The organism is Sedimentibacter saalensis, assembly GCF_007830175.1.
In the GTDB taxonomy this organism is placed as follows: Bacteria; Bacillota; Clostridia; order Tissierellales; family Sedimentibacteraceae; genus Sedimentibacter; species Sedimentibacter saalensis.
The window spans coordinates 121,129-147,233 of the sequence record NZ_VLKH01000005.1 but is presented as its reverse complement, the minus strand read 5'-3'; the positions used below and the strand labels follow the sequence as shown (position 1 = coordinate 147,233).

Here is a 26,105-nt window from a genome sequence, read left to right as displayed (position 1 = left end):
TTGGCTCCTAATATTTCATATTTCTGTAGTTTAATCGTATGCTTTTTTCCAGCATGTTCCTGTTTTCTTCAATTATACCTTTAAGAGCCATCACAATCAATAAAAAATAAATATAGTTTTTGTAAGTGTAAATTATGGAAAGAAAACATACAATAAAAAATGTGTTTGTCATAATCATGTATCTGCACAGTGTCTTCATGTCCAGAAACAATTCAAAAAAACACTTGCATACATTTCCGCCGTCCAGAGGTACAATTGGGATCATGTTAATGCATGCCAGAAATAAGTTAATATTTGCAAAATCGCTGTAGTTAGTATTGCGAAATCCTAAATATAGGCATGCATTGCACACTGGTCCTGACAGGAATAAAATCAACTTTTTTAAAAAACTTGACCTTTCCAAATCTGCATTAAAAGTGAATCCGAACAGCGTTATTTTCACCTTGTCAAATTTTATGTTAAGCAAGACTGCACAAAACAAATGGGCTGCCTCATGAGCTGTCAATGCAATAATAATAAACATTTCCCCTTAGGGCTAGTCAACGATGTTAAATAGCTTAGCAGGGTTCACTGATTCTCCGTCCTCCCACACTTCAAGATGAAGCATCATGCTTTCTTCATTTAAAGCAGCTATTACGTCTCCTGCAGCAACATGTTCTCCTTCAGTTACAAATGCTTCCTTTATTTGTCCGTATATAATTGTCTTACCCTTGCTTTCAACAACAACGTAATCTGACAGCTTTTCGTTGTTCCCCAGCTGAACAACCGTTCCGCTTGATATGGACTTAACAGATTGAGTGTTGGATATTATGTCCAATCCATGATTGTAATAATTAGCCTCTGTGCCTTTGTTAATACCGTAATTTTTATAAATTTTACCGTTTACAGGAGCTGCAAAGTCAGAAGCTTTGCCGTTAATAAAAGGCAGACGGTTTTTTATGCCGAGAGCTGCTTCCCCTATGGTGCTTTTAACTTCCTTCAAATTTAAGCTTTGTGTTATTTTTTGGTCAGCTGCATTAATAAACTTTCTGGATGCTTCTGAATCAATGTTTTTTGTAATTATGACTGCGGCCACCAAAACAATACTGAAAATTACCTGAAGCGCCAATTTTTTATTTATGTTTTCTTTCCTTTTAATGTTGATTCTTTTTCTTGTTATTTTATTCATTTCACCCACCCCTTCACTACATATTATTAAAATGTTACAAGCTTTATTACAAAATAAAAAACTTTTGCATGAGCAAAAGTTATTTTATTTTTGACACTATATTTTTTGCAGCTCTTTGAAATGAGTTATCTTCTGAACCAAAAAGAAAGTAGCTGTCCATATCAAGGAATTTTGTGTTTTCTTCTATTACTATGGGGGTTATCATTGTCATTTTTTGTATGTCTTTTATTTTCATCATTGTTCCGCGCACTGCATTTTTTTTGTTGAATTTGTTGATTACAGCTGTAAATTCTTTTAGTCCTGACATTTCTGCAATAATCTTGTCATTATTAATTTCTCTGACGCAAGAAAAGTCGTTGTTGTTTATGTCCACTGCCATATCAGCAATGTCAAAATCAATGAAGCTTGAAGAAAATTTTCCTATGTCTACAATTACATAATCATAAGATGTTTTTGCTGCATTTATAATCTTTGATAATTTTTCCTTTTTAATATGGTCCAACTTCCCATGAATTCTTGGATACGGAGCAAGATTTAAATTTTCAACAACTTCTATAACAGACTGCTCCAGTGAACATGTGTCGTCAAGCACATCCTTTATGTCATAGATAATATCTTCGTTTACCTTTAAATATTCGGACATTTTTTTCTTGCCCCCTGACAAATCTGCAAGAAGAACCTTTTTTTTGTCTTGAGACAATTCAATTCCCATTTTTATACTCAATACAGTGCTTCCAATTTCGCTTTTCTGCGAACCGACTAATACAACTCTGCCCATTCTGTCACCCCTTCTAAAATAATGAAGAATGAAGAATTAAGAATTAAGAATTATTGTAAGGATTTGCCCTCAAGGCAAATCCATCATTTAATTCTTCACTCTTCACTCTTAATTCTTAATTTAATTATTTAATTTCCTGTAAGACCGTTAATCTTAAGGTATTCACCAATCACTTCTCTTACTATGGGAGTAGGATAACGTCCCGATCCTCCTTCAAACAAAACGCAGGCAACTGCTATCTGCGGGTCGTCGTAGGGTGCAAAGGCAACATACCATGCAAAATCAGCATAAGGTTCGCCAGTGTCAGGATTTGTTCCTTCCTTCTGAGCAGTTCCTGTCTTGCTTCCAACCTGAACAGGGAAATTTTTGTAAGGCTTTGCACTGTCATTTTCGGAAACCATTCTCATTCCTTCCTTCAACACATCCAGGTGGCTGTAGTCAGAAAGTTCTATTCTTTCAGATTCTCTTAAAGGAACATAATCTGAATTTTTTCCATCGTAAGTTTTTATTTCCTTGATGAGGCTTACATTTCTCCTGTAGCCTCCGTTTGCAATTGTGGCCACATAATTAGCCATCTGCAATGTTGTATAAGAATTGTTGCCCTGGCCAATGCTTATGTTTAAGTTGTCTCCGACATTCCATACAGCCTGATTGATATATGAATACTTGAGAATGTCAACCAAAGGAACATTGTAGTCATTTGTTTTATCAGGGTTAAGCTTAAGTTTTATCAATCCGTCGTATACTTCGCCCCTTGTCATGGGCTCATCCCTGTCAATCCAACTCACTATTTCTTCAACTATTTCATTTTTCATACCGGCATCAATTGAATATCCGTCTTGCAGATACTTTTCAATGTTTGCCTCGAGGAAAATTCTTAAATAAACTCTTATATTGAGTTTCTTACCTTCAATGCTGGGAGCTCCACCCGAAGCTTCCTGAGGTATGTCGATTTCAATTCCTGTTTTATCATCAAGTCCAAGCTTATCAGCCATTTCTATAATGTCTTCCGCATCTACCTTAACTGTATGTTTCTGTCCGGTTGCCAGATTTTCTCCAAGGACAGTTGTGTAAAAATAAAAGTTACATGAATTCATGATTGCTTCATACATTGTCTGAGAACCGTGTGCTCCTCCAAACATGTTATAAATCCAGCAGCTGAAATGCCTGTCGCCCACTTCCATTGTTCCTGCGCAGTACACAGTCTTGTTGGGATCCACACCTTTTTCCAGTGCTGCAAGAGAAGTTACCATTTTAAATGTAGAACCGGGTTGAATTGCAGTGAGCATGGCAATGTTGTAAAGAGGTCTTGGAGCCAGTGGATTCTTTGAATCATTCATGAGACTGTTCCAGTCTTCACTTGAAATTCCTGTAGAAAACATGTTAAGGTCGTAGGACGGATAATTGGCCAAAGCCAAAACTTCTCCTGTCTTCACATCAAGAACTACCAATGCACCTGATTGGGCATTTTTATACTTATCTTTAAATACAAAGTTACCCCATTCACTTTCAAAAACCCCTCCAACCTGAATTTGTTCAAGTCCCTTCTTAAGTGATTCTTCTGCACTTCTTTGCAATCTTGAATCGATTGTAAGGTACAAATCATCACCGGGAACAGGAGCCTGGCTGGACACTGATCTTATAGTTTTTCCCACATTATTTACTTCAACTGTCTTCTTACCCTTTTCTCCTCTTAAATAATCTTCAAACTTTTCTTCAAGGCCTGTTTTTCCTATTATATCGTCAGTACTGTAGCCTTTGTTAACCACATAGTCCTGAACTTCATAATCCTGTGCGATTTTACCCAGATATCCAAGCACATGGGCTGCAGTATCATACCCAGGATAATATCTTAAAGGTTCTATTTCAACATTAATACCATTGAGTTCATGTGATCTTTCAGAAATCATAGCCACAGTCTTCTCCGAAATGCTGTAGCATACATCAACTGGATGGTAAGAAAGATAGCTTGTTTTGTTGTAACGCTCCCTTATGACCAGAATGTTTCGCATTTCATAATCATTGATATCACTGCTTATTTTAAGGGATTCGCGAAGCATTGAAAAGACTTCCTCAGCAGAATAATTTTTAACATCATCTGTGTTGTGTTCAATCTTCACATTTTTATTGATCCAGTTTCTTTTGTCCCTGAAAGGCGTATATTCCCATTCAGCAATGGAAATGTACGGATTTTCATATTTTAACAATTCCACCTGAGCGTAGTATTTCACCGCTTCATCTGTGATTAAATTGTAGAGAACATCATAGTTTTTAAATGCAGTTTCCTTGATAAAGTCATAAGCTGTTGTTGAAAGATCAAGATGCTGTTGATTAAGATATTTGTTCTTCAATTCTTCGTCAGTGAATTCAAATGATACAAACCCTTCATTTTCAACTGCCTGAACGGGCAAATCAGTGTATATTTCCTTAAGCCTTTCGATAAGAATTGCCCCCGGTATAACTTTTTCGTTTCCTGCCTGATACACAGCCTGAAGAAGGTTGTCTATGGAGTACTTCATGGTCATGAGCACAAAGTCATCCTTTGCAGTTGTATCCATTGTTATTTCTTCATGGTTTAAATTAAGGTTTCTTTTTATATACTTGAATTCCTCATCCTGTACAAATGAATAATCCACAAGATTAATGTTTGCTGCAAGGTTTCTCTGTTTGAGAAATTCATAGGAAAGACGTCTGATTTTGGAATTAGAAAACAATGTGTTTAAATACTTGCTGTTTTTAAGTAACAGTTCCTTTACAACTTCATCAGCAGTAAGATTTTCATTCATACCCTGTTCAGTCTTCCACACCTTTAAAGGATCTGCAATTTGCGTTTGATTTTGTTCTGGTGTTCCCTGATTCTTAAGGGGTTCCTGTGCTTGAGGCGGTTTTACATTTTCTATAGTACCCGATTCAGGATTTAAAACTGTTTCATCGAAAACAAAATTACCGTCAACAAGCTTAACAGGAGCCTCGATGTCCTTTAACACAGCATTTAAGACAGCTGACTTTGGACTGAAATCTTCACCATAAATATTGATGCTGAAATTAAGCCAGTCCTTCAGATTTTCTGAAACTGATTTTATTGCCCTTTCTTCAGCCGTTGTATATGTAACAGCTTGAAAACTTTCATCTTCAAAATCCTGATTTTCAGAATTAGATGAAACAATTTGCATTCTTTCAAGGTTTTCGTCAATATACTCAAAGGTGTCCAGTTCAATAGGAAACTCATCTATTGGCTTTTCGCCGTTTTTATCAAGAATTGAAGACAATATTTGAGCAACTTCAATGAAGTTTTTGCTATCTATCTCATCAGTGTACATTTGCACCGTAAAGCTCGATACATTGTCAGCCAGTACACTTCCGTTTCTGTCATATATCTTGCCTCGCGGCGCTTTAACCGGAATATCCTTGATTTTTTTTATATCAGCAGTCTTTCTGTATTCCTCACCTTCAACAACAGTCAAAACAGCCATTCTGAATCCAAGGAGACAAAGCATCAACACAATTATCATGTATAAAATATTGAATCTGTTTTTAAAAAACTTCTGTAAATTCAATTTGCACCTCTACTTTCCTTACTTCATATTCAGTTTGTTGAATATGAAGACTGTCAATTTCAATACAAAAATTACAAGCACCGTGTTAAGCGCAGCTTCAACAAAGATGCTTTTAAAAATAAAGGCTGCATTTCCCACGCTGTATTTTAAAAAATACAAAACAAGGTACAAAAGCAAGTGCATTGCAATGGTTGAAACTGCTGTTACAGCACAATATGCAGTATAATTTTCTCTCATCATGCTGTCGCTGTAGTTTCCTATGACGGCTCCTATTAAAAAATATACCAGTGTGTATACTCCAAAAACATCATAAAGCATTGCATCGTACAAAACTCCTGTTATGATGCCTAATATTCCTCCTGTAATCCCGTCAGTCATCATTGCAAATATTACAACCAATATCAATGAAACATTTGGAATTGTACCAAAAATATTAAAAAAGCCGAAAAAGGATGTTTGGAAAATAAAACTTACAGCAACCATAGCAGCCATTATGCCGAATTTTTTCATTTTAATTACCTTTCATCTTGCATTTTCATTATCTGTTTACTTTGAGAACATAAACTCTGCTCAGTTTTGTAAATTCCACAGCAGGTTCCACTACTATCCTCTGAGTGGATGCATCTGTTGTTGGAACAACCTCTGTAACATTCCCAATATAAATATCAGGAACATACACTTCCCCTATTCCTGAAGTTACAAGAAATTCATCCTTGTTTGCTACAGCCTTGCTGTTGAAAAAATACCCCGTTACGGTGCCGTCAATGCTGCCTTGAACAATACCGCTTTCATCGCTGTCAATGTCCCTGAAACTTATTTTGCAGCTTTCGTCCAGTACAGTGATTACTTTTGACCAATTGGAAGATGTTTCTGCAACTATTCCCACCAGACCTATCTGCACCACACCCTTATCTGTTTCAACAGCACTTATGACAATGTCATTTACCTTAAGCCCATCATCGGTACCCTTGTCAATAGTAAATCTGCTGAACCAGTTTGAATCATCCAAAGCGATTACTTGTCCAACTGTATAGTCATAAGAAAGATTTTTCTTCATTTCATATTCTGTTTTTAAAGCATCAGACTTGTTAACTATGTTTTCAAGCAGTCTGACCTGCTCCTTTAATTCATGGACAGTGTCCGTGAGCATTATGTTTTCTTCACGCATTCTTACAATTTCCTGAACAGAATAAAAAGAACTGGTCAATGTCTGTCCTGTGTTGAACGTGAGTTTTTGCAATCCTGACACAACACTTCCCAGAAATCCTAAATTCACGTCATCAACCCTTCCTATGGAAGACAGACCAATCATAATAATCAATACAAATATTGTAATTAAAAACAATATCCTTCTGATATATTTCCTAATAAAATTCATTTCTCACCGCTACATTTCCTCACAAATTTTGCCTGCCCCCAGAGCAACAGACTGAAGAGGGTTTTCCGCTATATAAACCTTTAGTCCAGTTTCTTTTTCTATATAAATGTCAAGCCCTTTGAGAAGTGCTCCTCCCCCGGTCAAATAAATGCCGTTTGCATAAATGTCTGATGAAAGTTCAGGAGGTGTTCTCTCCAGCACTCTTTTAATGGCATTAACAATGCTGTTTACTGTTTCTATAATGGCTTCTCTCACTTCATCACTTGTTACGGTTATGTGAAGGGGAAGTCCTGAAACAATGTCTCTTCCTCTTATATCCATGTCCTGGGTATAATTATCTGTACTTTCATCTGTATTTTCTTCATTGTCTTTAGATTTGTTTCTAGCCCTGTGTTTTTTGTCATAATAATCCTTGCTTGCATTTCCAAGAACCATCTTGATTTTTTCTGATGTAACAAGGCCTATGTCCATTTTGTATTTCAATTTGATGTATTCCTTTATGTTCACATCCATGTCATCTCCGGCAATTCTTAATGAGTCGCTTTCAACTATTCCTCCAAGGGAAATTATGGCAATTTCTGTTGTACCGCCGCCTATGTCAATTATCATGTTTCCAACAGCCTGTTCAACAGGAAGCCCTGCTCCTATGGCAGCAGCCATTGGTTCTTCCACAAGCTTAACCTTTCTTGCACCTGAATCATATGCCACATCTTCTACTGCTTTTCTTTCAATCGAAGTAACTCCCACCGGCAAGCAAATAACAATGTTTGCTTTAATGAATCTTCTTTTGTTCAAAGCCTTGTTTATAAAATATTTTATCATTGCACTTGTAATTTCAAAATCAGCTATAACGCCATTTTGAAGAGGTCTTACTGCATTTATTGTCTTTGGAGTTCTGTCAAGCATTGCCTTGGCATTTTCCCCCACAGCGCACACCTCGTTGGAGCCAGTGTTTATAGCAACAACTGATGGTTCATTTACTGTTATTCCCTTGTTGCTCACATACACCAAAGTGTTTGAAGTTCCTAAATCTATTCCTATTTTTTGAGTAAAAAAATCGAAAAATCCCATATTTGTTTCCTTTCGCTATTTTAAATTAAACCTTCTTCTTTGAAGCTGTAAAAAACTCCATCACCTATGATAATGTGGTCTAAGACCTTTATTCCCAATATTTTCCCACATTCATCCAGTCTGTTTGTAAGCACTATATCCTCATGGCTTGGTTCTGTTTCTCCACTTGGATGATTGTGCACAAGAATTATTGAAGAGCATGAATTTGCTACAGCTTCATAAAACACCTCTCTAGGGTGTACAATGGAACTGTTCAGACTTCCAACTGAAATCTGCGACACTTTTTTTATGTTGTTTTTAGTGTCTAGCAATATGATTTTAAAGTATTCTTTTTTGTAATATCTCATTTCCTCCATCATCACAACAGCTGCATCTCCGGGGGAAGATATTTTTATTTTATCAATTTTTAAAGTGCTTATCCTTTTGCTTAATTCCGCCACAGCAAGAAGCTGTGCAGATTTTACATCGTTTATGCCCTTGTAGGACCGCAAAATTTCTTGAGTAGATTCGGCAATGTTTCTTAAGCCTTTTCCTTCTTTCTTTAAAATTTTTTGGGCGAGCATAACTGCATTTTCGTCTTTGTTTCCTGTCCTTATGATAACTGCAATAAGTTCTGAGTCGGACAAATAGTTAGCTCCATATTTCAGCAATTTTTCCTGAGGTCTTTCATCTCTGGGCATTGATTTTATGGTGTAGTTAGTATTGTCCATTTTATCCTCCAATATGCAATTTTGCATTAAAGCAGCTTAAGAGAAAAATGTTTTGTAAGAATAGTATTCAGTTTTGTAAGCGGAAGACCCTTCACATTGTTGTAGCAGCCATCAATCTTTTTAACCATTAGCTCTCCAAAGCCCTGAATTCCATATGCTCCTGCTTTATCTAAATGTTCTCCTGTTTCAAGATAACGTCTGATAAAGTCATCAGTAAGATGGTTAAACTCAACAAATGTTTTTTCATAATCAACAACCTTTGTTCCATTTTCACTGTCTATGATGCATATTCCCGTATAAACGCTGTGAGTTTTTCCGGACAGTGATTTAAGCATTGAAAATGCTTCTTCATAATCCTTTGGTTTTCCCATAATCTTATGAAGAAATACTACTGTGTCAGCTGCAATTATGATTCCTTTTATCTCAAAGTCGCACGAGGCTTTCCATGCCTTTTCAAAAGCAATTTTCATGACTGTTGTTTCCGGAAGATCCAGGTCATTTACCCGTTCATTCGTATCAGGTGAAAAAACAATTATGTTTTCCAGATATTTTGATAGCATCTCAATCCTTCTCGGTGATTTAGAAGCTAGTATTATATTTTTCATCGTTCATCCTTAAAGTTTTCTATAAGCTATTATTGCAATTAACAATCCAATTATTCCTGCAACTGTTAGATTTGCACTAAAACCAAATGTTAGAGTGAATATGTTCAAGTCTAAAGTTGCCGGACCGAATCCAATTCCTTCTCCATAATTCAAAATAGGAAATGTACCGGCTAAGGCTTGACCCAAAATTGTGCCAATGATTACTGACGTTAAAATCAACAAAACCAAGTAAATGGTATTTCCCTTCTTCATGCTATACCTCTCTTCGCAATCTTAATAGTGTCCTGTTTAAATTGTCAGAAACAAAAATTGAAGAATACCCGACAAAACAGCCTGTAAAAATGCTTACAAGAGATAAAACAGGCATGTAATAATACAGGTTGAACGTTCCGAATATTATGGCAGCAACAGTAACCTGTGTTGCGTTGTGGGTCATTGCTCCAAGAACACTCACACCTATGAAACTTAATTTTTTGCAGTATTTAAGTCCCAGGCTCATTGCCACTGTGCTCATAATTCCGCTTGCCAGACTGTAAATAAATGTAACAGGGTTTGTTGCAACCAGCATCAAAAGAATGCATCTGAGTATTACCACAAGCATTGCATCTTTAAAGCCAAAAACAACTATTACTGTCATTGTAACTATGTTAGAAAGTCCCAGCTTTGCACCGGGTGCTATGTATGGCAAAGGAATCATTCCTTCTAAAATGCTCAAGATTAAAGCAGCTGCAGTAAGCAGAGATAAAAAAATGTATCTTTGTAATTTATTCATAATTTTCCTTTTCCTTATTGTGCCATAAAATCAACGTCATTTTCTTCCTCGGACTTATCTTCAATTTGAATCATAAACTGATTTGGAAGACAAACTATTATTTCACCGTCTCTTGAAATCTTGCCTTGTGAAAGACATATTTTATCGGGACAGGAAGCATCGTGTATCCATACTTCTCCGTTTTCAATGTGAACCGTGTTGTAACCTGATTTTTCGTCGCCTACAGTAAATTCCGTTTCATAGTCATCAGACATGACATATTCCCCCACAAGTTCCTCGTGGGAGTAGACGTAGGCAATTTTTTCATCAGCATGTACAGCCTTTCTTCCTCCGGAAAAAAGTATCACCACATTGATTAATACTATTGCTGCAATCAGTGCAATATCGTACCTGTTAATTTTAGTTTTCATTTTACGCCCTTTAATATTTTTTAGATTATTCATTTTATCATCAATTAATAGTTATTTCAAGATTGTATATATATTTTATAAACATTTTTGTATCTGAACAAAAATTTAACTAATGATTAAATTCCAATTTACAGCGAACAATAAAACTGCTAAGATAATAACTAATATAACTCATTTTCCATAATAAAATCTTAAATTGAGGTGATAATTTGTTAATTTTCAAAATAAATCAGAATAAACTTTCAGAAATAGATTATGAAAGCTTTGTCCGAGACGAAGAAAGTATATTTCTTTTTATTCTTAATCCCAATGAGCTTATGGATATAAACGGTCATTTCCATTTCAACTATGAAACAATTAACGACTGCATACACAATGATGACACTCCAAAAGTTGAAATTTACGAGAATTACAGTTTTGGAATTCTTAACATAATAGATGCATCACAAGATACATATTCCTTTGACGAACTTGATTTTTACTTAACAAAAAATTGTCTGCTCCTTGTGACTAAAACAGACTTAAGCATCATTGGTGATGTAATAAAAGATGTGAATTCAAAAGGGTCCATGATTTTAAGCCTGGACAGAATATTGTACACATTGTTTGACAAAATGTCAGCTAAAGACTATCAGATGCTTTCAGACCTTGAAGCGGAAATTCAGGATGTAGAGGTCGATGTAATTGAAGGCAAAACAAAGGACTATATTTCAGATATTGTAAATCTAAAAAAAAAGCTCTTATTTTTAAAGAAACACTATGAGCCGCTTTTAGACATTATAGAAGATATTACAGAAAACAGCAACAATGTTCTAGACGACAAATCTACAACTTACTTTATTATTTTGTTCAACAGGATTGAGCGTCTCAACAGAAAAGTAGGAAATTTAAGGGATTATGTAACTCAGATAAGAGAATCCTACCAGGCTCAGCTGGACCTTAATTTAAACAACACAATGAAACTTTTTACAGTAATAACTGCAATCTTTCTTCCGCTTACGCTAATAGTGGGCTGGTATGGAATGAATTTTTCAACCATGCCGGAACTTCACTGGGAATACGGCTATGCATTTGTAATAGCCCTCAGCATTTCAGTTTTTATTATCTGCATATGGTTTTTCAAGAAAAAGAAGTTAATGTAATCTAGGTAACCGTCTATGTTACAGTGATATCTAATAATAAATTTCATAAAAAAATTGCAATATACATTGCAATTTTTTATTATGCTTCAATTACCATAAAATCTGTAACCAGCCTTGAAAGTTTGTTGTTTGAGTCAAATCCGTAATATGTAGGAAATGTTCCTTCGTTCCATCCGCTTGCAAATATAATTATGTTGCTTCCCTTTTTCTTGTCTATCACTACATTTGCACAGGAACACTCGCTGTTTCTTACAGAATTTCTAATATTGTTTTCATATTCTTCAAGTTCTTCTTCATCCATTACATCAAGAATTTCCATTACAGATTCGTCCATGAAACATCCAAGACCGTTTTCAACTTCATATCCCATGAATTCGTCGTGACCGAAGCCTTTTGAAGATTCTCCGGCAAGCAAGGCCATTTCCCATTTTACAGGATCGTTGTCGCTGAACCTTATTTCTGCAACAACAGTCTGTTTTTTTCTATTTTCTGTTTTCCCAACATATATGAATACAGGATATTCTCCCGGTTTTACATGCACAGAATAGCTTTCGTCATCATACATCAAAATTGGATCAGTTGCAATGATTTTACCTGTTGCAAGCTTTATTTTGCCTGCTTCAATTTTTTCAATATTCATTCTTCCAAATTCGGTATCAATCATGCTGGTATTGCCGTTTGTTATATTAAGCACATCTAAATTTATATACATAAATTGCTCCTTTGATTATTTTTTTCTTTCATCGAGAATTTTTTTCAACTCATCCATAAAAGTATTAATATCTTTAAACTTCCTGTATACAGAAGCAAACCTTACATATGCAACATCGTCCACGCTTTGAAGTTCATTCATGACCAGTTCTCCGATTACCTCAGTTGACACTTCATTTTGAAAATTGTTCATAAGCTGCTTTTCAACCTTGTCTGCTATACCTTCTATTTGCTCTAGACTGACAGAACGCTTGTCACAGGCTCTTATTATTCCGTTTATTATTTTATCACGGTTGTAGCCCTGCCTTGTTCCGTCTCTTTTAATTACCACAATTTGAGTTTCTTCAATTTTTTCGTAGGTTGTAAATCGATGTCCGCATTCAATGCATTCTCTGCGACGCCTTATTTTAAAACCATCATCCGTGGGTCTTGTATCCACCACTTTGCTTTCAGAACAACTACATTTTGGACATTTCATATTAATCTCCTCTAATTGATTTTACTAAATATATAACACAAAGTAAAGAAATTATTAATTTATTTCAATTTGCTCATGAATTTTGCTTCTTCAATTATGAATCTTTCGTGTGTTCCTTCACCGATTTTTTTATCTTCATCATATGCATCAACTTTAAAAAACAGTCTTTTTCTGTCAACTTCTATAAGTTCAGCCTCAGCCCACACTTTCTTGCCAACTGCTGTTGCGCTCAGGTGTTTTACATTGATCATAGTTCCAACTGTTGAATATCCTTCCGGAAGATAATTTCTTACGGTATTCATGGCAGCCCCTTCCATAAGTCCTATCATCATTGGGGTTGCAAATACTTCGGCTGCACCGCTTCCAAAAACCTTCGCTGTGTCATTCATGGTTACTGTTTTTTCTTCCTTGTTTTTTAATCCTGTATTTAAATTGAATTCCATAATTTCTCCTCATTATTATTTATTTTTTAGCGGATTTATGAATGAACATGGAATCATGGCCACACATTTTCCGCATACTTCCGTAAGTTCCAAATCGCTGAACAATTTATCATATTCCAGCAGCAGTTCATAGCACTTGTGTCTGTCAAATCCATTTACAGTAAGAGCCTTTGAAGGACACGCTTCAACGCATTTTTTGCATGTAGAGCTGTATTTATAAAGACATCTTTCTTTCGTAATAACCGCATCAGGTTCAATTACAATGTCTGTAACAATACTTCCAAATCTGCCGCAGCATCCCTTGTCGGTTATGAGCATGTTGTTCAGTCCAAATGTTCCAAGTCCTGCTGCATATGCAATATGGCGCTGTGACCAATAGCTTATGACCTTGTTTGTGTCAAAGCCAGGATCATCAAATCTAGCCATGTTTGCTCCTGCTCCTATTTTATCTAACTTCTCTATTAAATATTCACCAAGACTCTTTAATAGTTTGTTGGTTTCTGAATATGCAACAGCCCATTCTCTGGAAGGAGCATCCCCTTTATAATTTGTTCGCACCAATTTTTCAGTAAATGGGATGAAATAAGATACCACAGTCTTTGCTCCAGGCAGAATGTCTTTGGGAATGAGGTGATTTTCATCAATCATTTCCCTGTACAGATAAAAAAGGGCATTTTCACTGTCTGCAAAACCAACTAATGGTTCCTGCCACTGGGTAAAAGTGTTGTTATTGTTTTTGTATTCTCTTACGAAATCAATAATCATCTGCTTTATTTGATTTTTCATGATTTCCTCCATTGCTAGATTTATTTTTCCATGTACACGCTCATGCTCGGGAATGCAAATGATATTTTTTCTTCATTGAATATGTCTATTATTTTAAAGTTTATATCATTTTTTATTGCCATGAATTCCGTGTAATCAGTTGTTGTAAGGTACTGAACAACAATGTCAAGTGAACTTGCCCCGAACTTGTCAAGCTTTACAAGAGCTGAATCGTTCTTAACCATTGGATTTTGATCAAGCATTTCTTTTATTTTAGAAATTGCTGCCTTCAGGCTTTCAGAACTTGTGCCGTACACGGCTCCCACAGTAAAATTAACTCTTCTGTTTGCCCTGGCGCTGAAATTTATGAGTTCCCTGTCTGCAAACCTTGAATTGGGAACCGTCACCAGCTCCTTGTCAATTGTTCGTATCTTTGTGCTGCGAAGTCCCAGTTCCTCAACAGTTCCTTCAAATGAGTCAACCTTGATCCAATCGCCGACGCTGAAAGATTTATCTGCAAGTATAACAAAACCTCCAAAGAAGTTTTTTATGAGATCCTGTGAAGCCAATGCAAGAGCAGCTCCTCCTATTCCAAGTCCTGCAAGAATGCTCGACAGCTGTTCAAAGTTGAATTCAACTGCTATTGCAGCTACTGCAATAATAATTATTATTGCTTTTATGAGCTTTGCAAGAAGAGGAAAAACAGTCTTTGACATCTGAGTTCTTTCTGTTTTTTCTTCTTTGTTCAAATACTGATTGTTAAGTTCTTCAGCATAAGCAGATATAATTTTTAAAAGTCCCTGGGTTATGGTTATTATAACAAAAGTCCTGTATACCCTGTTCAGGAATATGTTTATGTCTGCATTAAACGGTAGAATAATCAGTGCAAAATAAAGTCCGGTGTATGTAAAGAAGTTTACCAGCGGTTTTTCAATGGAATCAAGGACCAGTACAATGTTTTTTAAATTATATTTTCCTGATAATTTTTTTAAAGCTTTAATGATTATGTTTGCTATGATATTTCTGAACATTAAGACCGCGAACAAAATCATAACTGATTTTGCTACTTGAGCAGCATCTATTTCTCTGATAAAGACCATGATATTCCTTCCTTTATTTTCTTGTTATTAAGATTATATAATAAAATGTGTAAATTTAAAAGAGGTTTTGATAAATCAAAACCTCAAATTTGTTATTGTCTTTTTAATGCTTCAACAGGCGGAAGATTTGAAGCGTTGATTGCAGGGTAAACACCAAACAAAAGTCCTGATGTAAGAGCAACAAACACTGCTATTCTAATGGAATCGAAGCTTACAACTGCTGAAAGCCCATAGCTTGCCACAAGGCTTACCGCCCATGCTCCGATTACTATTCCTGTTATGCAGCCTATGATGCTTACATACACTGCTTCAAGGAGAAACTGAATGAGCAGGTCCTCCTGCTTTGCTCCAAGGGCTCTTCTAACACCGATTTCGCTTGTTCTTTCCGTTACAGCCACAAGCATTATGTTCATTATTCCAATACCACCAACAAGAAGTGATACAGCAGCTATGCCTCCAAGAAGTACAGTCATAACCCTGTTTGCCTGATCGGCTTCTTTTACCAGGTTGTTAAGACTTGTAATTGTAAGAGGTTCTTCGCCTTTTTCAAAAACATTTTTATCTTCACCCGGCACCTCTGGTTCAGGCACAGGCTCTGGAACAGGTTCAACAGGAACTGATATGTCCCCTCCCCCTTCAACAGGAGCTTCTCCCTCTCCTGTTCCTGGTGTTATGTTACTGCCTACACCTACTTTTCTTTTATAAATTCTTCCAAGCTGAACCATGGCCAGTTCAGCCTCTTCAGCGCTTGGTGACTTCGCCCAAATTTCCAGAATATCTTTTGTTTTTGAAATTTTCATGGCAGAAGTGTACGGAATAACTATTTTGTCGTCTATGCCGTCACCTTTTCCTTCTCCCTTTTCAGCAAGCACTCCTACTATACGGTAATTTATTCCATCAATTTTTAAAGTCTGTCCCACAGGGCTTCTTCCGTTTAAAAGATTCTGTGCTACATTGTATCCAAGAACAGCAACAGGGGCTCTTTGCTTAACATGGAGCGATGTGAAGAAATTTCCTGAAACAACTCTGTGATCTTTTATTTCAGGATAATTTTGATTCACACCCACAATGTTCATTTTACTTTCATCTCTTCTCCACCTTATGGGTGTTTCTTCCGTGTAAACAACAGGTGTGGCATAATCAACGCCCGTTACTCTCAGTGGAAGATCTTCAGCTTCATCAGCTTCAAATGTCACATTTTCCGCATTTGATTTAATGACTATTACATTTTCCCCAAGGCTTTCAAACTGAGAAACAATAGATCTTCTTGCACCTTCTCCTATGCCCATGAGACTTATTACAGCTGCAACACCTATCGAAATGCCAAGAACCGTCAAGAAAGTCCTCAGAAGATTTGATGTTATGCCGTCAAATGCCATCACTGCAGAAAATTTCAGCCTTACAAGAATGGAAGAAATTTTTCCTCTTTCCTGCATTTCATCACCCCTCACTAATTAGTTCCCTGATTTTTGCTCGGCAGAAACGAATCGTCCTCAGGAACACTCTCACTTGGCATTAAGTCTTTAGTGCTTCCTGTTACAACCTGCTGCCCCTCTTCAAGCCCGCTTAAAACTTCAACATACATGTCGTTCATAAGGCCTGCTTCAATTTCAACTACTTCAGGCTGACCCTGTGCATTTATAATTTCAACTTTTTGAATTCCATTTTCTTCAAATACAGCTTCAATTGGAACTAAAAGCGTATCAAAAGCTTCTCCTGAATTAACAAAGCAGTTTGTATTCATTCCAGGTCTTAGCCCTTCTCTTCCCATAACTCTTATCTGAACATTGTAAACAGTCTTTCCGTCTCTGTCTGTGTACTGGTTGAGGCTCATAACGCTTCCTTCAAATTTTTCTCCCGGAAGGGCATCAACAGTTACCGTAACAGGAGCATCCTGGCTTATGTACAATACATCAAGGTCGCTTACTGTTGTGTAAATGTACATTTCATCAGTGTTGTACATATCCATGAGCTGCAGTGACCACTGATCGCTTGATTCAGATGCAACTATGGTGTCTCCAACTCTGTAGTTCACATAGGATACCATTCCGTCAGAAGGTGCAGTTACCATCATCTTTGTTGTGAGAAGCGAAACCTTGTCAATTTTTTTGTAAATATTTTCGATGTCATCATTGATATCATTTATTTTTTTATATTCATTCATAATGCTTTCAACATCACTTTGAATCATTTTTGTAACATCAGCTCCGGCAATTCTCACAAGAATCTGTCCCTTTTCCACAAACTCGTTGGAATTTACAGGAACATCTGTTGCTATGATTGTTGTTTTGTCGCTGTCTGAATAAAGTGTTGAATAAACTTTCTTTTCGTTTACATATGAAACAACTGTTCCGTTGTATGAAAGGCCTGTAACAGGTATGCCGTTGTTTTCAGTGTAGATGGCTGTTACCATTCCCGGCTGAACAAGGCCCGGATTGTCTGCTTCTATTTCTCCCATATGCACATATGTCATTGAATTTTCGCCTGGTACAGCATTTGAGTTAAGTTTTTTGATTGTTCCTGTGTAGAAACCATCAAATGCTGTCTGTGTTCCGCCGTTTTCAAGCTTTCTTCTGTACTGAAGAAGAACTTTCTGTCCTACCTTAAGGCTTGAATATTCATATGTATTTACTTTGAAAGATATTTTAAGCTTGCTGTCGTCAACTATAGTGGCAATGTGGGCATCTTCTACCTTGTCTCCTTCTTCCACTGTAAACTCAGAAAGACGACCCTTAATGGGAGCAGTGATAACTATTCCGTCATATGGATTAATCTGTCCGATGTCTGTAATGTCCTGATTTAATTTATCTTCAAGATCATCAATTTTTCCTTCTATTGTTTCATTTATTTCCCTTATTTCATCTTGCTTTTTTTGAATGCTGTCAGTTAAATCCTCTATTATTTCCCCAAGGTTTGCTGCTGACAGACGTATAAGATTATCGCCTTTTTTAATCATCTGGTTAGGCTCTACAAAGACTTCTTCAATTGTGTATGTAACTGACACGCTGGATCCATTTGAATCTGTTATTCCTTCAGGCTTTGGAGCTGTTATGGACCCTCCCCAGTTTCCGTTCAGCTGACCTGTTATGTTCACGCCCTGCTTTATGTCTCCTCTTTCCACTGGCTTTGTAGCATATCTTGGGCCAGTGGACACTTCAGAAGCATCAGGAATGAGCTGCTTTGCTGTAATATACCCTCCCAAAAATACAATAGCTAAAATTAGTGCTATAGAAATAATTTTTTTATACATTTGATTTCCCTCCACTGCTTACATCAGATACTATTTCTCCGTCCACCAGCCTTATTATGCGGCTTCCGTATTCTGCAATTTCTTCCTCATGTGTTACTTGAACAATTGTCATTGATTTTTTTTCATTTAACTCTACAAACAATTCCATAATCATGTCACCGGTCTTTGTATCCAGAGCTCCTGTCGGCTCATCTGCAAGAATTATTGCAGGATTTCCGACTATGGCTCTTGCTATTGCAACACGCTGCTGCTGACCACCTGAAAGCTGACTTGGAAGATGATGCATCCTTTCCTTGAGGCCTACCAATTCAAGAGCATTTTCAGCTAGCTCTTTTCTCATTTTTGTGTTCATGCCTCTGTATATCAAAGGAATTTCCACATTTTTTATGGCATTCATCCTTGGCAGAAGATGAAAGTTTTGAAACACAAACCCTATGAACATATTCCTGATATCTGACATTTTAGAATCGCTCAGTCTATCTACCATTGTTCCCGATAGTTCATAAGTTCCGCTGGTTGAATGATCAAGACACCCAACTAAATTAAGCAGTGTAGATTTTCCGGAACCTGAAGGCCCCATTATAGAAACAAATTCTTTTTCAAGTATTGTAAAAGAAATGTCCTTAAGTGCTTCCACTTGAATTTGTCCTGATTTATAAAGCTTGGAGATATTCTCCATTTTAATGATTTCCATATTTCACCTCTTTTCTCATGTTGGTACTAATATTTAGACGTATACGAATATAAAAAGTTCGCATAATTTTGTAATTTTTAAAAATTTTGGTTGTTATTTTTAAAAAAGATTTCGTAATTTACAAAAACAAAAGACCGGAATACGATCTTTTGCAATCTTGAGATTTACTTTATAACATCTATGAATACGGAATCTATCCAAACCTTGTTTTGTCCCTGGTATTCTATGTATATGTTTAGGGAGTCTGCATCAGTTACATTTATTGGAACTGTCACCTGAGACCACATGTCGTCATACACTTTGACAGATGTGTGAAAATTTGAAGTGAGAACTCCGCCTTTGTAAGCCTCAAGAACTATGAGAGCCTCAACATCCTTTTCTGATTTTGTCTTCGCAGAAATTCCAATTTGTTTTTTAAGCATGTAACTGAACTTCTCATCCGTAAAATCAACAACTGCAAATAAGCTTTTAAGTTTTCCGTCTCCAGTATTTTCTGCAACAAGTGAATTTTTTCCTTCGACGTAAATGTCGCTGTCAATTTTTACTTTTTCTCCTGTATAACCTATTTTTTCAATGAGCTTGTCGTTAAAATACATTTCAGTGGAATCAGCTATGGAAGAAGCTGAATCATCTGTATTGTTTTGTTCGGGAGATTCTGTACCTGGGGTTTTTCCTTGTTCACCGGCAGTGTCACCATTTCCACCGGCTGAAACTTCCTGTGTATTGCTTAATTTTTTTATAATCATGTTTCCCAGAAGCAACACCAACACAACTATTGCTATGGAAAGAACAGCCCTTTTTATTTCCTTGCCAAGAACAATTCCTGACGTCTTGATTTTTTTTCTTGATTTAGGATTATTGTCATTTACATAAATATCGAAGATTGATTTGTCATCCGGTGTCTGTTCTTGTGAGGCATGTTCAAATGCCTCTGTGCTGCTGTCAGAAGGCTTTGTCTCTTCATCCTGTATAATTGCCTTTAAAGCAGTCTTGTTTGGAGCTATAGTTTCAGTGCCGAATATCATGGCAAATATGGGCGAACCCTTAAGTTCTGCAAGAACATCTCTTGGAAAGATGTACTCTCTTGTTAGACATCTTACAATTATTTTTAATATATCCGGCGGTATGGTGTCGGATATGTTGTAATCGACAATTTCTGTTCCGGAAAATATGTAGTGAATCATGTTTCCAAGCCTTTTAAAAGTTTCATTGTCTGCTATGTCATATTCCTGTTCGAAAACAAGATTGCAGTCCACAACCACTTTATCGTTTTCATCCACATACAACCTGTCCAGGTCAAGAATTTTTTGCTGCACCACATCTGTCATGTTGAAAATGTTTTGAGCAAGTTCAATAACTTTTTCAGCCAGATTGAACTGATGCTTGAGAGTCAGGTTTTTCGCCGAATATTCTCTTAATCCGGTGTATTCGGTCTTCAAAGGCTTTGTGTAAATATATATGCGGTCTTCGGTATTATAGCTTTCCAATATGTTGGATGGAATCGCTCTTAATTCTTCTATATTAATAAGATTAATAACCTTCTGGCTAGTTATTACATTGCTGTAAAATATTTCGCCCGAATCATTGTCCTTGCATTCCAAAACTCTTTGGAACACATTTTCAAAAATAGTGCGGACAATCTTATAGTTGTTGTTCATAAGCCTACCTCCGAATATTTCTTAATATTATATTAACAATAATTTCGACAAAAATAAAGACATTTTTGTAATTTTTTGCAATTAAAAAGATGAGGCTCAATCCTCATCCTTTTTTATTTCATATTCTACATCTTCAACAACATTTTTAATGTCTTCTTTTTCTTTGCCTTTATACTCAGCACCGTGTTCATTGTAATATTTTTTGGTTTTCCCCGATGCAATGCTTAAAAGAAACGCAAGCACCACTGCATCATCAATAATTGAAAAACCAAGGACCGGAGCCGGTATTAAATCCGCCGGACTTACTATATATATCAAAGGAATGATAACCCACCATTTTTCCTTTAAAGGTATTGATTTGTCTAAAAGGAATTTTATGATAATATAAAATCTGTTCATCTATGAAACAAACACTACATCCGGCAATTTTTTCTGAAGCTTCATGGAGAAATTGTTGGCTGTGTCTATTGTTTTAGAATTACCTAAAACAATGTGGGTAATATCTTTTTCCACAGCGAAATCCACTATTGCTTTTGCAACATCTTTTGATCTTTTCACTACTAGATTAGCTCCAACATCTTTTGTAATTTCAAACAAATACTCTAATGCATCTCCATCGCTTAAATTGTATAAAAGCTTATCATTTTCATTGACCACATGTATGACATAAAGCTGGCTTCCTTCGTCCCTGGACAACTCAACGCCATGCTCTATGAGATTTTCACATGTCTTTTGCTGCGTTACACATACCAATACATTTTTATGCATCGCTATTCTCCTTAAATGGCGGGAATATGTGGGAATTGAACCCACCCAGGACGCTACTAACGCCCCGCGACTGATTTTGAAGACCAGGAGGCACACCAGCACCTATCTATCCCCATCGGAAATAATGATAACATAATTTCTAAAAAATTTCAAGCTTATTTTATCTTGAAATATTGTAAACGTCCACGTTCTCTCCTGAAATGCCTGTTTCCATTATGTCAGTCAGTGCAGAAACCGTATCTAGAGAAGTGAAAACATTGATTGAAGCCTCAACAGAAGTTCTTCTGATTCTGAAGCCGTCTGTGTTAACATCATTTGCTTTTGTAGGTATGTCAACAACAAATCCAATGCTTCCGCTTCTTATTAAATCTATTATGTTTGGTTTGGTTTCTCTTACCTTCTTGACTGTTTGAGCATGGATTCCGTTATCATTTAGATATTTAGCTGTGTTTTCCGTTGCTACAAAATCAAATCCCATTTTATTCAATTTTAACGCAATAGGCTTAAAGCTTTCTTTATCTCTGTTTCTTATAGTAGCCAATATCATTTTGTCCTTCTCCGGCATCTTTACTCCTGCAGCAATAAATCCTTTGTAAAGGGCTTCTTTGTAGTCTTTTCCTACACCCAGCACCTCTCCCGTTGATTTCATTTCAGGTCCGAGACTCACATCAACGCCGTCTAACTTTTGAGTTGAGAAAACAGGAACTTTCACTGCAACAAGCTCAGATTCCTTGTACAGACCCGTGCCGTATTCCATGTCTTTAAGTTTTTCTCCAAGCATTACCCTTGTGGCAATTTCAATCATAGGAATTTTCGTAACCTTGCTGATGTAAGGAACAGTCCTGCTCGAACGAGGATTTACTTCTATGATGTAAAGATCATTTTCAAACTCAATGAACTGAATGTTAACCATGCCCACGGTCTTAAGTGCCCTTGCAATATTTTTTGTTATGACTGCAAGCTTTTCTTTTATTTCATTGCTTAAATTTATAGGAGGATAAATGGATATGCTGTCTCCTGAGTGAATGCCGGCTCTTTCTAAGTGCTCCATTATTCCCGGAATCAAAATGTCTTCTCCGTCGCATATGGCATCAACTTCAATTTCTCTTCCCACAAGATATTTGTCTATGAGGACAGGATTTTTCGTGCTCATGTCAAAGGCTCCCTGCAGGTAAGTCACAAGATCTTCTTCTGAGTATGTTATTTCCATACCCTGTCCTCCAAGGACATAGGAAGGTCTTACTAGTACAGGATATCCCACGGCTGCTGCTGCTTTTTTGCCGTCTTCTATATTCATTACAGCTTTTCCCTTTGGTCTTTTAATACCCAAGGATTCCAGTATTTCATCAAATTTTTCCCTGTCTTCTGCCATATCTATTTGTTCAGGGTCAGTACCCAGTATGGGTATGTTTTTTTCCTTAAAGAAGTTTGCAAGCTTTATGGCAGTCTGTCCTCCAAACTGCAGCACCACTCCGTCAGGATTTTCTTTTTCTACAATATTTAAAACATCTTCTTCAGTCAATGGCTCGAAGTACAATTTATCTGCTATGTCAAAATCCGTGCTCACGGTTTCAGGATTGTTGTTTACTATTATTGTTTCAATTCCAGATTTTTCAAGTGCAAATATGCTGTGCACCGAACAGTAGTCAAATTCAACGCCCTGTCCTATTCTTATAGGTCCTGAACCTATTACAAGAATTTTTTTCTTGTCTGAAGTTACAACTTCATCATATTCATCATAGGTTGAATAATAATATGGAGATACGGCTTCAAATTCTCCGCCGCATGTGTCAACCATCTTGTAAACTGCCTTTATGTTGTTTTTCATTCTCAGATTGTAAATATCCCCGGGCTCAGCCTTTATAAGATCTGCTATTCCCTTGTCAGAAAATCCCATTTTCTTAAGCTTTTTAAGCCATGTTGCATCCAGCTCATCAAATGATGCATTTCTTAACAGTTCTTCTTCTTCAATTATGTTGTAAATTTTGTGGAGGAAGAATTTGTCCACTCCTGTAAGCTCGGCAATTTTTCCTATTCTGTATCCTCTTCTTATAAGTTCTGAAAGATAAAACAGTCTTTCATCATCCGGAGTCTGTATCCTTGCCTTAAGCTCCACCAGACTCTTTTCTGCGGCTTTTTTGCTGTAAAGGCTGTACTGTTTTATTTCAAGAGAACGAACAGCTTTAAGAAGAGCAGCTTCAAAGCTGTTTCCAATGGCCATAACTTCTCCTGTTGCCATCATTTTTGTTCCAAGACTTCTTTTCGCCTTGAAGAACTTGTCAAAAGGCCACTTTGGAATTTTAAGAACCACATAGTCGAGAGTAGGCTCAAACGCTGCATAAGTTTTTCCGGTTACTGCATTAACAATTTCATCCAGATTGTATCCCAGCGCAATTTTAGTTGCAACCTTTGCTATTGGATATCCTGTAGCCTTTGAAGCAAGCGCCGAAGAACGGCTGACCCTTGGATTGATTTCTATTACGGCATATTCAAAGCTGTTTGGATTAAGTGCAAGCTGTACGTTGCATCCTCCTTCAATTCCTATGGCGTCTATTATTTTTATGGAAGCCGTACGAAGCATTTGGTATTCAACATCTGAAAGAGTTTGTGAAGGAGCCACAACTATGCTGTCTCCTGTGTGAACTCCCACAGGGTCAAAGTTTTCCATGTTGCAGATTGTTATGCATGTTCCGTTTTTGTCGCGCATAACTTCATATTCTATTTCTTTCCATCCCTTGATGCTTTTTTCAATGAGAACCTGTCCGTTCATACTTAGCTGCAGACCTGCAGATAAAATTTCTGTCATTTCATCCTCATTGTTTGCAATTCCTCCTCCTGTTCCCCCGAGAGTGTAGGCAGGCCTTACTATAATAGGATAGCCGATTCTTAAAGCAACTTTTTTGCCAGTTTCAAGATCTGTTACAATTGCAGAGTCAACTATGGGCTCGCCTATCTTGTTCATCATTTCCTTGAAAAGTTCTCTGTCTTCACCGTACTTGATGGACTGAACGCTTGTTCCTATAACTCTTACGTTGTATTTGTCAAGAATTCCCTTGTCGTATAATTCAACCGTAAGGTTAAGGCCTGTTTGTCCTCCCATTCCTGCAATTACGCTGTCAGGTCTTTCCTTTGCAATGATTTTTTCAACATATTCCACTGTAAGCGGTTCTATATAAACCTTGTCGGCAATTTCTGCATCAGTCATAATTGTTGCAGGATTAGAATTTACGAGAACAGTTTCTATTCCTTCTTCTCGTAAGGCTCTGCAGGCCTGGGTTCCTGAATAGTCAAATTCTGCTGCCTGACCGATTATAATAGGTCCAGAGCCTATAACCAGTACTTTTTTTATGCTTTTATCTAAACCCATATTTGTTCTCCTTTATATATTTTTATGAAATCGTCAAAAATTATGTTTGAGTCGTGAGGACCCGGGCATGCTTCCGGATGATATTGAACACCCATGACTGGAAGAGTCTTGTGCCTTACACCCTCCACAGTGTTGTCGTTAATGTTCACATGGGTTATTTCAAGTTCTTCAGGAAGGGAATCTCTTTTAACCATGTAACCGTGGTTTTGAGAAGTTATTGTTACCTTTCCCGTCATGAGATTCTTCACAGGATGATTGCAGCCTCTGTGGCCGAATTTCATTTTTTCTGTTTCGGCTCCCATGGCAAGAGCAATAATCTGAACACCGAGGCATATTCCTGTCACAGGTATAACTCCTATTAGAGATTTCACTGTATCTATGACATCAGGAAGGTCCGTTGGGTCGCCAGGTCCGTTTGAAAGAAATATGCCGTCAAAATTATATTTCATTATTTCTTCTTTTGATGTGTGGGCCGGAAAAATTGTGAGTTTACATCCCTTGTTTACAAAGGAATTTAAAATGTTTGATTTAATTCCGCAGTCTAAAACCCCTATGTGAAGATCTCCATCACCAATTGTTTTTATTTCTTTTGGAGTAACTTTGTCCACTGCATCTGTATTTGAAAAAGAATCAAATCTTTCCTGAATTTCTGCCTCGCTTAATTCTTTTGTAGTTATTATTCCTTTCATTGTGCCGGCATTTCTTAATATTTTTGTAAGCTCTCTTGTGTCAATTCCTTCAATGCCCATTATGTTGTTTTGCTTGAGATATACATCAAGATCAATTTCACATCTGAAATTGTTTGGTACTCTGCAAGCTTCTCTCACTATGAAGCCTTTTACTTTCGGTGATGATGATTGAGAATCTTCAAGATTTGTTCCATAATTTCCTATGAGCGGATATGTCATGGTAACTATTTGACCGTAATAAGACGGATCTGTTAAAATTTCCTGATACCCTGTCATTCCAGTATTAAAAACTACTTCCCCCACTGTCTCGGATATCTTGCCAAAGCATACGCCTTCAAATACAGTCTTGTTTTCCAGTATTAACTTTCCTTTCATATTTCCCTCCAATATATATTTATTAAAAACCTGTATATGCAAAAAAATAGCTGCTTCACAATTTAAAAGTGAAAACAGCTATCCATAAAATCTAAATAATTCGTTATATATATTAAATTTTTTTTCTTACAGATTAATTTGCTCTTTTTGCAGTTCATTTTTGCACCTCTATTTTTTTATTTATAAAAAAATATCATAAGTCGGCGCCTTTGTCAA

At 36.7% G+C, this 26,105-nt stretch carries 26 protein-coding genes and 1 tRNA gene; 1 reads left to right on the top strand and 26 read right to left on the bottom strand.

Going from position 1 to position 26,105, the window contains the following annotated elements:
- Positions 1-7: 7 nt before the first annotated feature.
- The 12 genes from LY60_RS10590 to LY60_RS10535 all read right to left on the bottom strand — a co-directional run bounded on the left by LY60_RS10590 (position 8) and on the right by LY60_RS10535 (position 10,449).
- A complete protein-coding gene (locus tag LY60_RS10590; protein WP_145083273.1) occupies positions 8-523 on the bottom strand; it encodes a zinc metalloprotease in 516 nt (171 codons plus the stop codon).
- 12 nt (positions 524-535) lie between these two features.
- Entirely contained in the window at positions 536-1,168 is a 633-nt protein-coding gene (locus LY60_RS10585) for a M23 family metallopeptidase (RefSeq protein ID WP_145083270.1), read from the bottom strand.
- Between the two features lie 79 nt (positions 1,169-1,247).
- Positions 1,248-1,946, bottom strand: coding sequence for an AAA family ATPase (locus LY60_RS10580; protein WP_145083267.1), 699 nt, complete (start codon positions 1,944-1,946; stop codon positions 1,248-1,250).
- Positions 1,947-2,074: 128 nt separating this feature from the next.
- On the bottom strand, positions 2,075-5,503 hold the full coding sequence (locus tag LY60_RS10575; protein WP_145083265.1) for a penicillin-binding transpeptidase domain-containing protein: 3,429 nt from the start codon (positions 5,501-5,503) through the stop codon (positions 2,075-2,077).
- Between the two features lie 18 nt (positions 5,504-5,521).
- Entirely contained in the window at positions 5,522-6,013 is a 492-nt protein-coding gene (gene mreD / locus LY60_RS10570) for a rod shape-determining protein MreD (RefSeq protein WP_145083262.1), read from the bottom strand.
- 28 nt (positions 6,014-6,041) lie between these two features.
- Positions 6,042-6,881: a rod shape-determining protein MreC gene (mreC, locus tag LY60_RS10565; RefSeq protein WP_145083259.1), complete on the bottom strand. Its 840-nt coding sequence runs from the start codon at positions 6,879-6,881 to the stop codon at positions 6,042-6,044.
- Positions 6,882-6,890: 9 nt separating this feature from the next.
- Positions 6,891-7,952: a rod shape-determining protein gene (gene mreB / locus LY60_RS10560; protein ID WP_145083256.1), complete on the bottom strand. Its 1,062-nt coding sequence runs from the start codon at positions 7,950-7,952 to the stop codon at positions 6,891-6,893.
- A gap of 20 nt (positions 7,953-7,972) precedes the next feature.
- On the bottom strand, positions 7,973-8,662 hold the full coding sequence (gene radC, locus LY60_RS10555) for a RadC family protein (RefSeq protein ID WP_145083253.1): 690 nt from the start codon (positions 8,660-8,662) through the stop codon (positions 7,973-7,975).
- A gap of 26 nt (positions 8,663-8,688) precedes the next feature.
- A complete protein-coding gene (locus tag LY60_RS10550) occupies positions 8,689-9,267 on the bottom strand; it encodes a Maf family protein (RefSeq protein ID WP_145083250.1) in 579 nt (192 codons plus the stop codon).
- A gap of 9 nt (positions 9,268-9,276) precedes the next feature.
- Complete coding sequence (locus tag LY60_RS10545; protein ID WP_145083247.1) at positions 9,277-9,519, bottom strand: DUF4321 domain-containing protein; 243 nt, start codon at positions 9,517-9,519, stop codon at positions 9,277-9,279.
- Position 9,520: 1 nt separating this feature from the next.
- Positions 9,521-10,039 carry a Gx transporter family protein gene (locus LY60_RS10540; RefSeq protein ID WP_019229410.1) on the bottom strand — a complete coding sequence of 173 codons (519 nt, stop codon included), beginning with the start codon at positions 10,037-10,039 and terminating at the stop codon, positions 9,521-9,523.
- 14 nt (positions 10,040-10,053) lie between these two features.
- Positions 10,054-10,449 (bottom strand): NusG domain II-containing protein, encoded by a 396-nt coding sequence (locus LY60_RS10535; protein ID WP_019229411.1) that lies wholly within the window; start codon positions 10,447-10,449, stop codon positions 10,054-10,056.
- 209 nt (positions 10,450-10,658) lie between these two features.
- Between LY60_RS10535 and LY60_RS10530 the strand changes: the two genes are divergently transcribed.
- Entirely contained in the window at positions 10,659-11,591 is a 933-nt protein-coding gene (locus LY60_RS10530) for a magnesium transporter CorA family protein (RefSeq protein WP_145083244.1), read from the top strand.
- Between the two features lie 79 nt (positions 11,592-11,670).
- Here LY60_RS10530 and LY60_RS10525 read toward each other — a convergent pair whose 3' ends face one another.
- The 14 genes from LY60_RS10525 to carA all read right to left on the bottom strand — a co-directional run bounded on the left by LY60_RS10525 (position 11,671) and on the right by carA (position 25,889).
- A complete protein-coding gene (locus LY60_RS10525; protein WP_145083241.1) occupies positions 11,671-12,303 on the bottom strand; it encodes a DUF4241 domain-containing protein in 633 nt (210 codons plus the stop codon).
- A 15-nt stretch (positions 12,304-12,318) separates the two neighbouring features.
- Positions 12,319-12,780 carry a transcriptional regulator NrdR gene (gene nrdR, locus LY60_RS10520; RefSeq protein WP_145083238.1) on the bottom strand — a complete coding sequence of 154 codons (462 nt, stop codon included), beginning with the start codon at positions 12,778-12,780 and terminating at the stop codon, positions 12,319-12,321.
- 59 nt (positions 12,781-12,839) lie between these two features.
- On the bottom strand, positions 12,840-13,223 hold the full coding sequence (locus LY60_RS10515) for a thioesterase family protein (protein ID WP_145083235.1): 384 nt from the start codon (positions 13,221-13,223) through the stop codon (positions 12,840-12,842).
- A gap of 15 nt (positions 13,224-13,238) precedes the next feature.
- Positions 13,239-14,009 carry an epoxyqueuosine reductase gene (locus LY60_RS10510; RefSeq protein WP_145083232.1) on the bottom strand — a complete coding sequence of 257 codons (771 nt, stop codon included), beginning with the start codon at positions 14,007-14,009 and terminating at the stop codon, positions 13,239-13,241.
- A gap of 20 nt (positions 14,010-14,029) precedes the next feature.
- The gene (locus tag LY60_RS10505; protein ID WP_145083229.1) at positions 14,030-15,088 is read right to left on the bottom strand and encodes a mechanosensitive ion channel family protein; all 1,059 of its coding nucleotides are present in this window, start codon (positions 15,086-15,088) and stop codon (positions 14,030-14,032) included.
- Positions 15,089-15,180: 92 nt separating this feature from the next.
- Positions 15,181-16,524, bottom strand: a complete 1,344-nt coding sequence (locus LY60_RS10500; protein ID WP_145083227.1) for an ABC transporter permease — start codon at positions 16,522-16,524, stop codon at positions 15,181-15,183.
- Positions 16,525-16,538: 14 nt separating this feature from the next.
- Positions 16,539-18,338 carry a permuted SH3 domain-containing protein gene (locus tag LY60_RS10495; RefSeq protein ID WP_145083224.1) on the bottom strand — a complete coding sequence of 600 codons (1,800 nt, stop codon included), beginning with the start codon at positions 18,336-18,338 and terminating at the stop codon, positions 16,539-16,541.
- The gene (locus LY60_RS10490; RefSeq protein ID WP_145083221.1) at positions 18,331-19,032 is read right to left on the bottom strand and encodes an ABC transporter ATP-binding protein; all 702 of its coding nucleotides are present in this window, start codon (positions 19,030-19,032) and stop codon (positions 18,331-18,333) included. Before LY60_RS10490 ends, LY60_RS10495 begins: the two co-directional genes overlap by 8 nt.
- Positions 19,033-19,196: 164 nt before the next feature.
- The gene (locus LY60_RS10485; RefSeq protein ID WP_145083218.1) at positions 19,197-20,690 is read right to left on the bottom strand and encodes a hypothetical protein; all 1,494 of its coding nucleotides are present in this window, start codon (positions 20,688-20,690) and stop codon (positions 19,197-19,199) included.
- 96 nt (positions 20,691-20,786) lie between these two features.
- Positions 20,787-21,089, bottom strand: coding sequence for a YkvA family protein (locus tag LY60_RS10480; protein ID WP_019230231.1), 303 nt, complete (start codon positions 21,087-21,089; stop codon positions 20,787-20,789).
- Entirely contained in the window at positions 21,090-21,458 is a 369-nt protein-coding gene (locus LY60_RS10475; protein ID WP_246145418.1) for a universal stress protein, read from the bottom strand. It abuts the gene before it with no gap.
- Positions 21,459-21,474: 16 nt separating this feature from the next.
- A tRNA-Sec gene (locus LY60_RS18050) sits at positions 21,475-21,572 on the bottom strand.
- Between the two features lie 46 nt (positions 21,573-21,618).
- Entirely contained in the window at positions 21,619-24,825 is a 3,207-nt protein-coding gene (gene carB / locus LY60_RS10470) for a carbamoyl-phosphate synthase large subunit (protein ID WP_145083215.1), read from the bottom strand.
- Positions 24,816-25,889 (bottom strand): glutamine-hydrolyzing carbamoyl-phosphate synthase small subunit, encoded by a 1,074-nt coding sequence (gene carA / locus LY60_RS10465; protein WP_145083212.1) that lies wholly within the window; start codon positions 25,887-25,889, stop codon positions 24,816-24,818. The genes carB and carA overlap by 10 nt, the downstream gene beginning before the upstream one ends.
- Between the last annotated feature and the right edge of the window lie 216 nt (positions 25,890-26,105).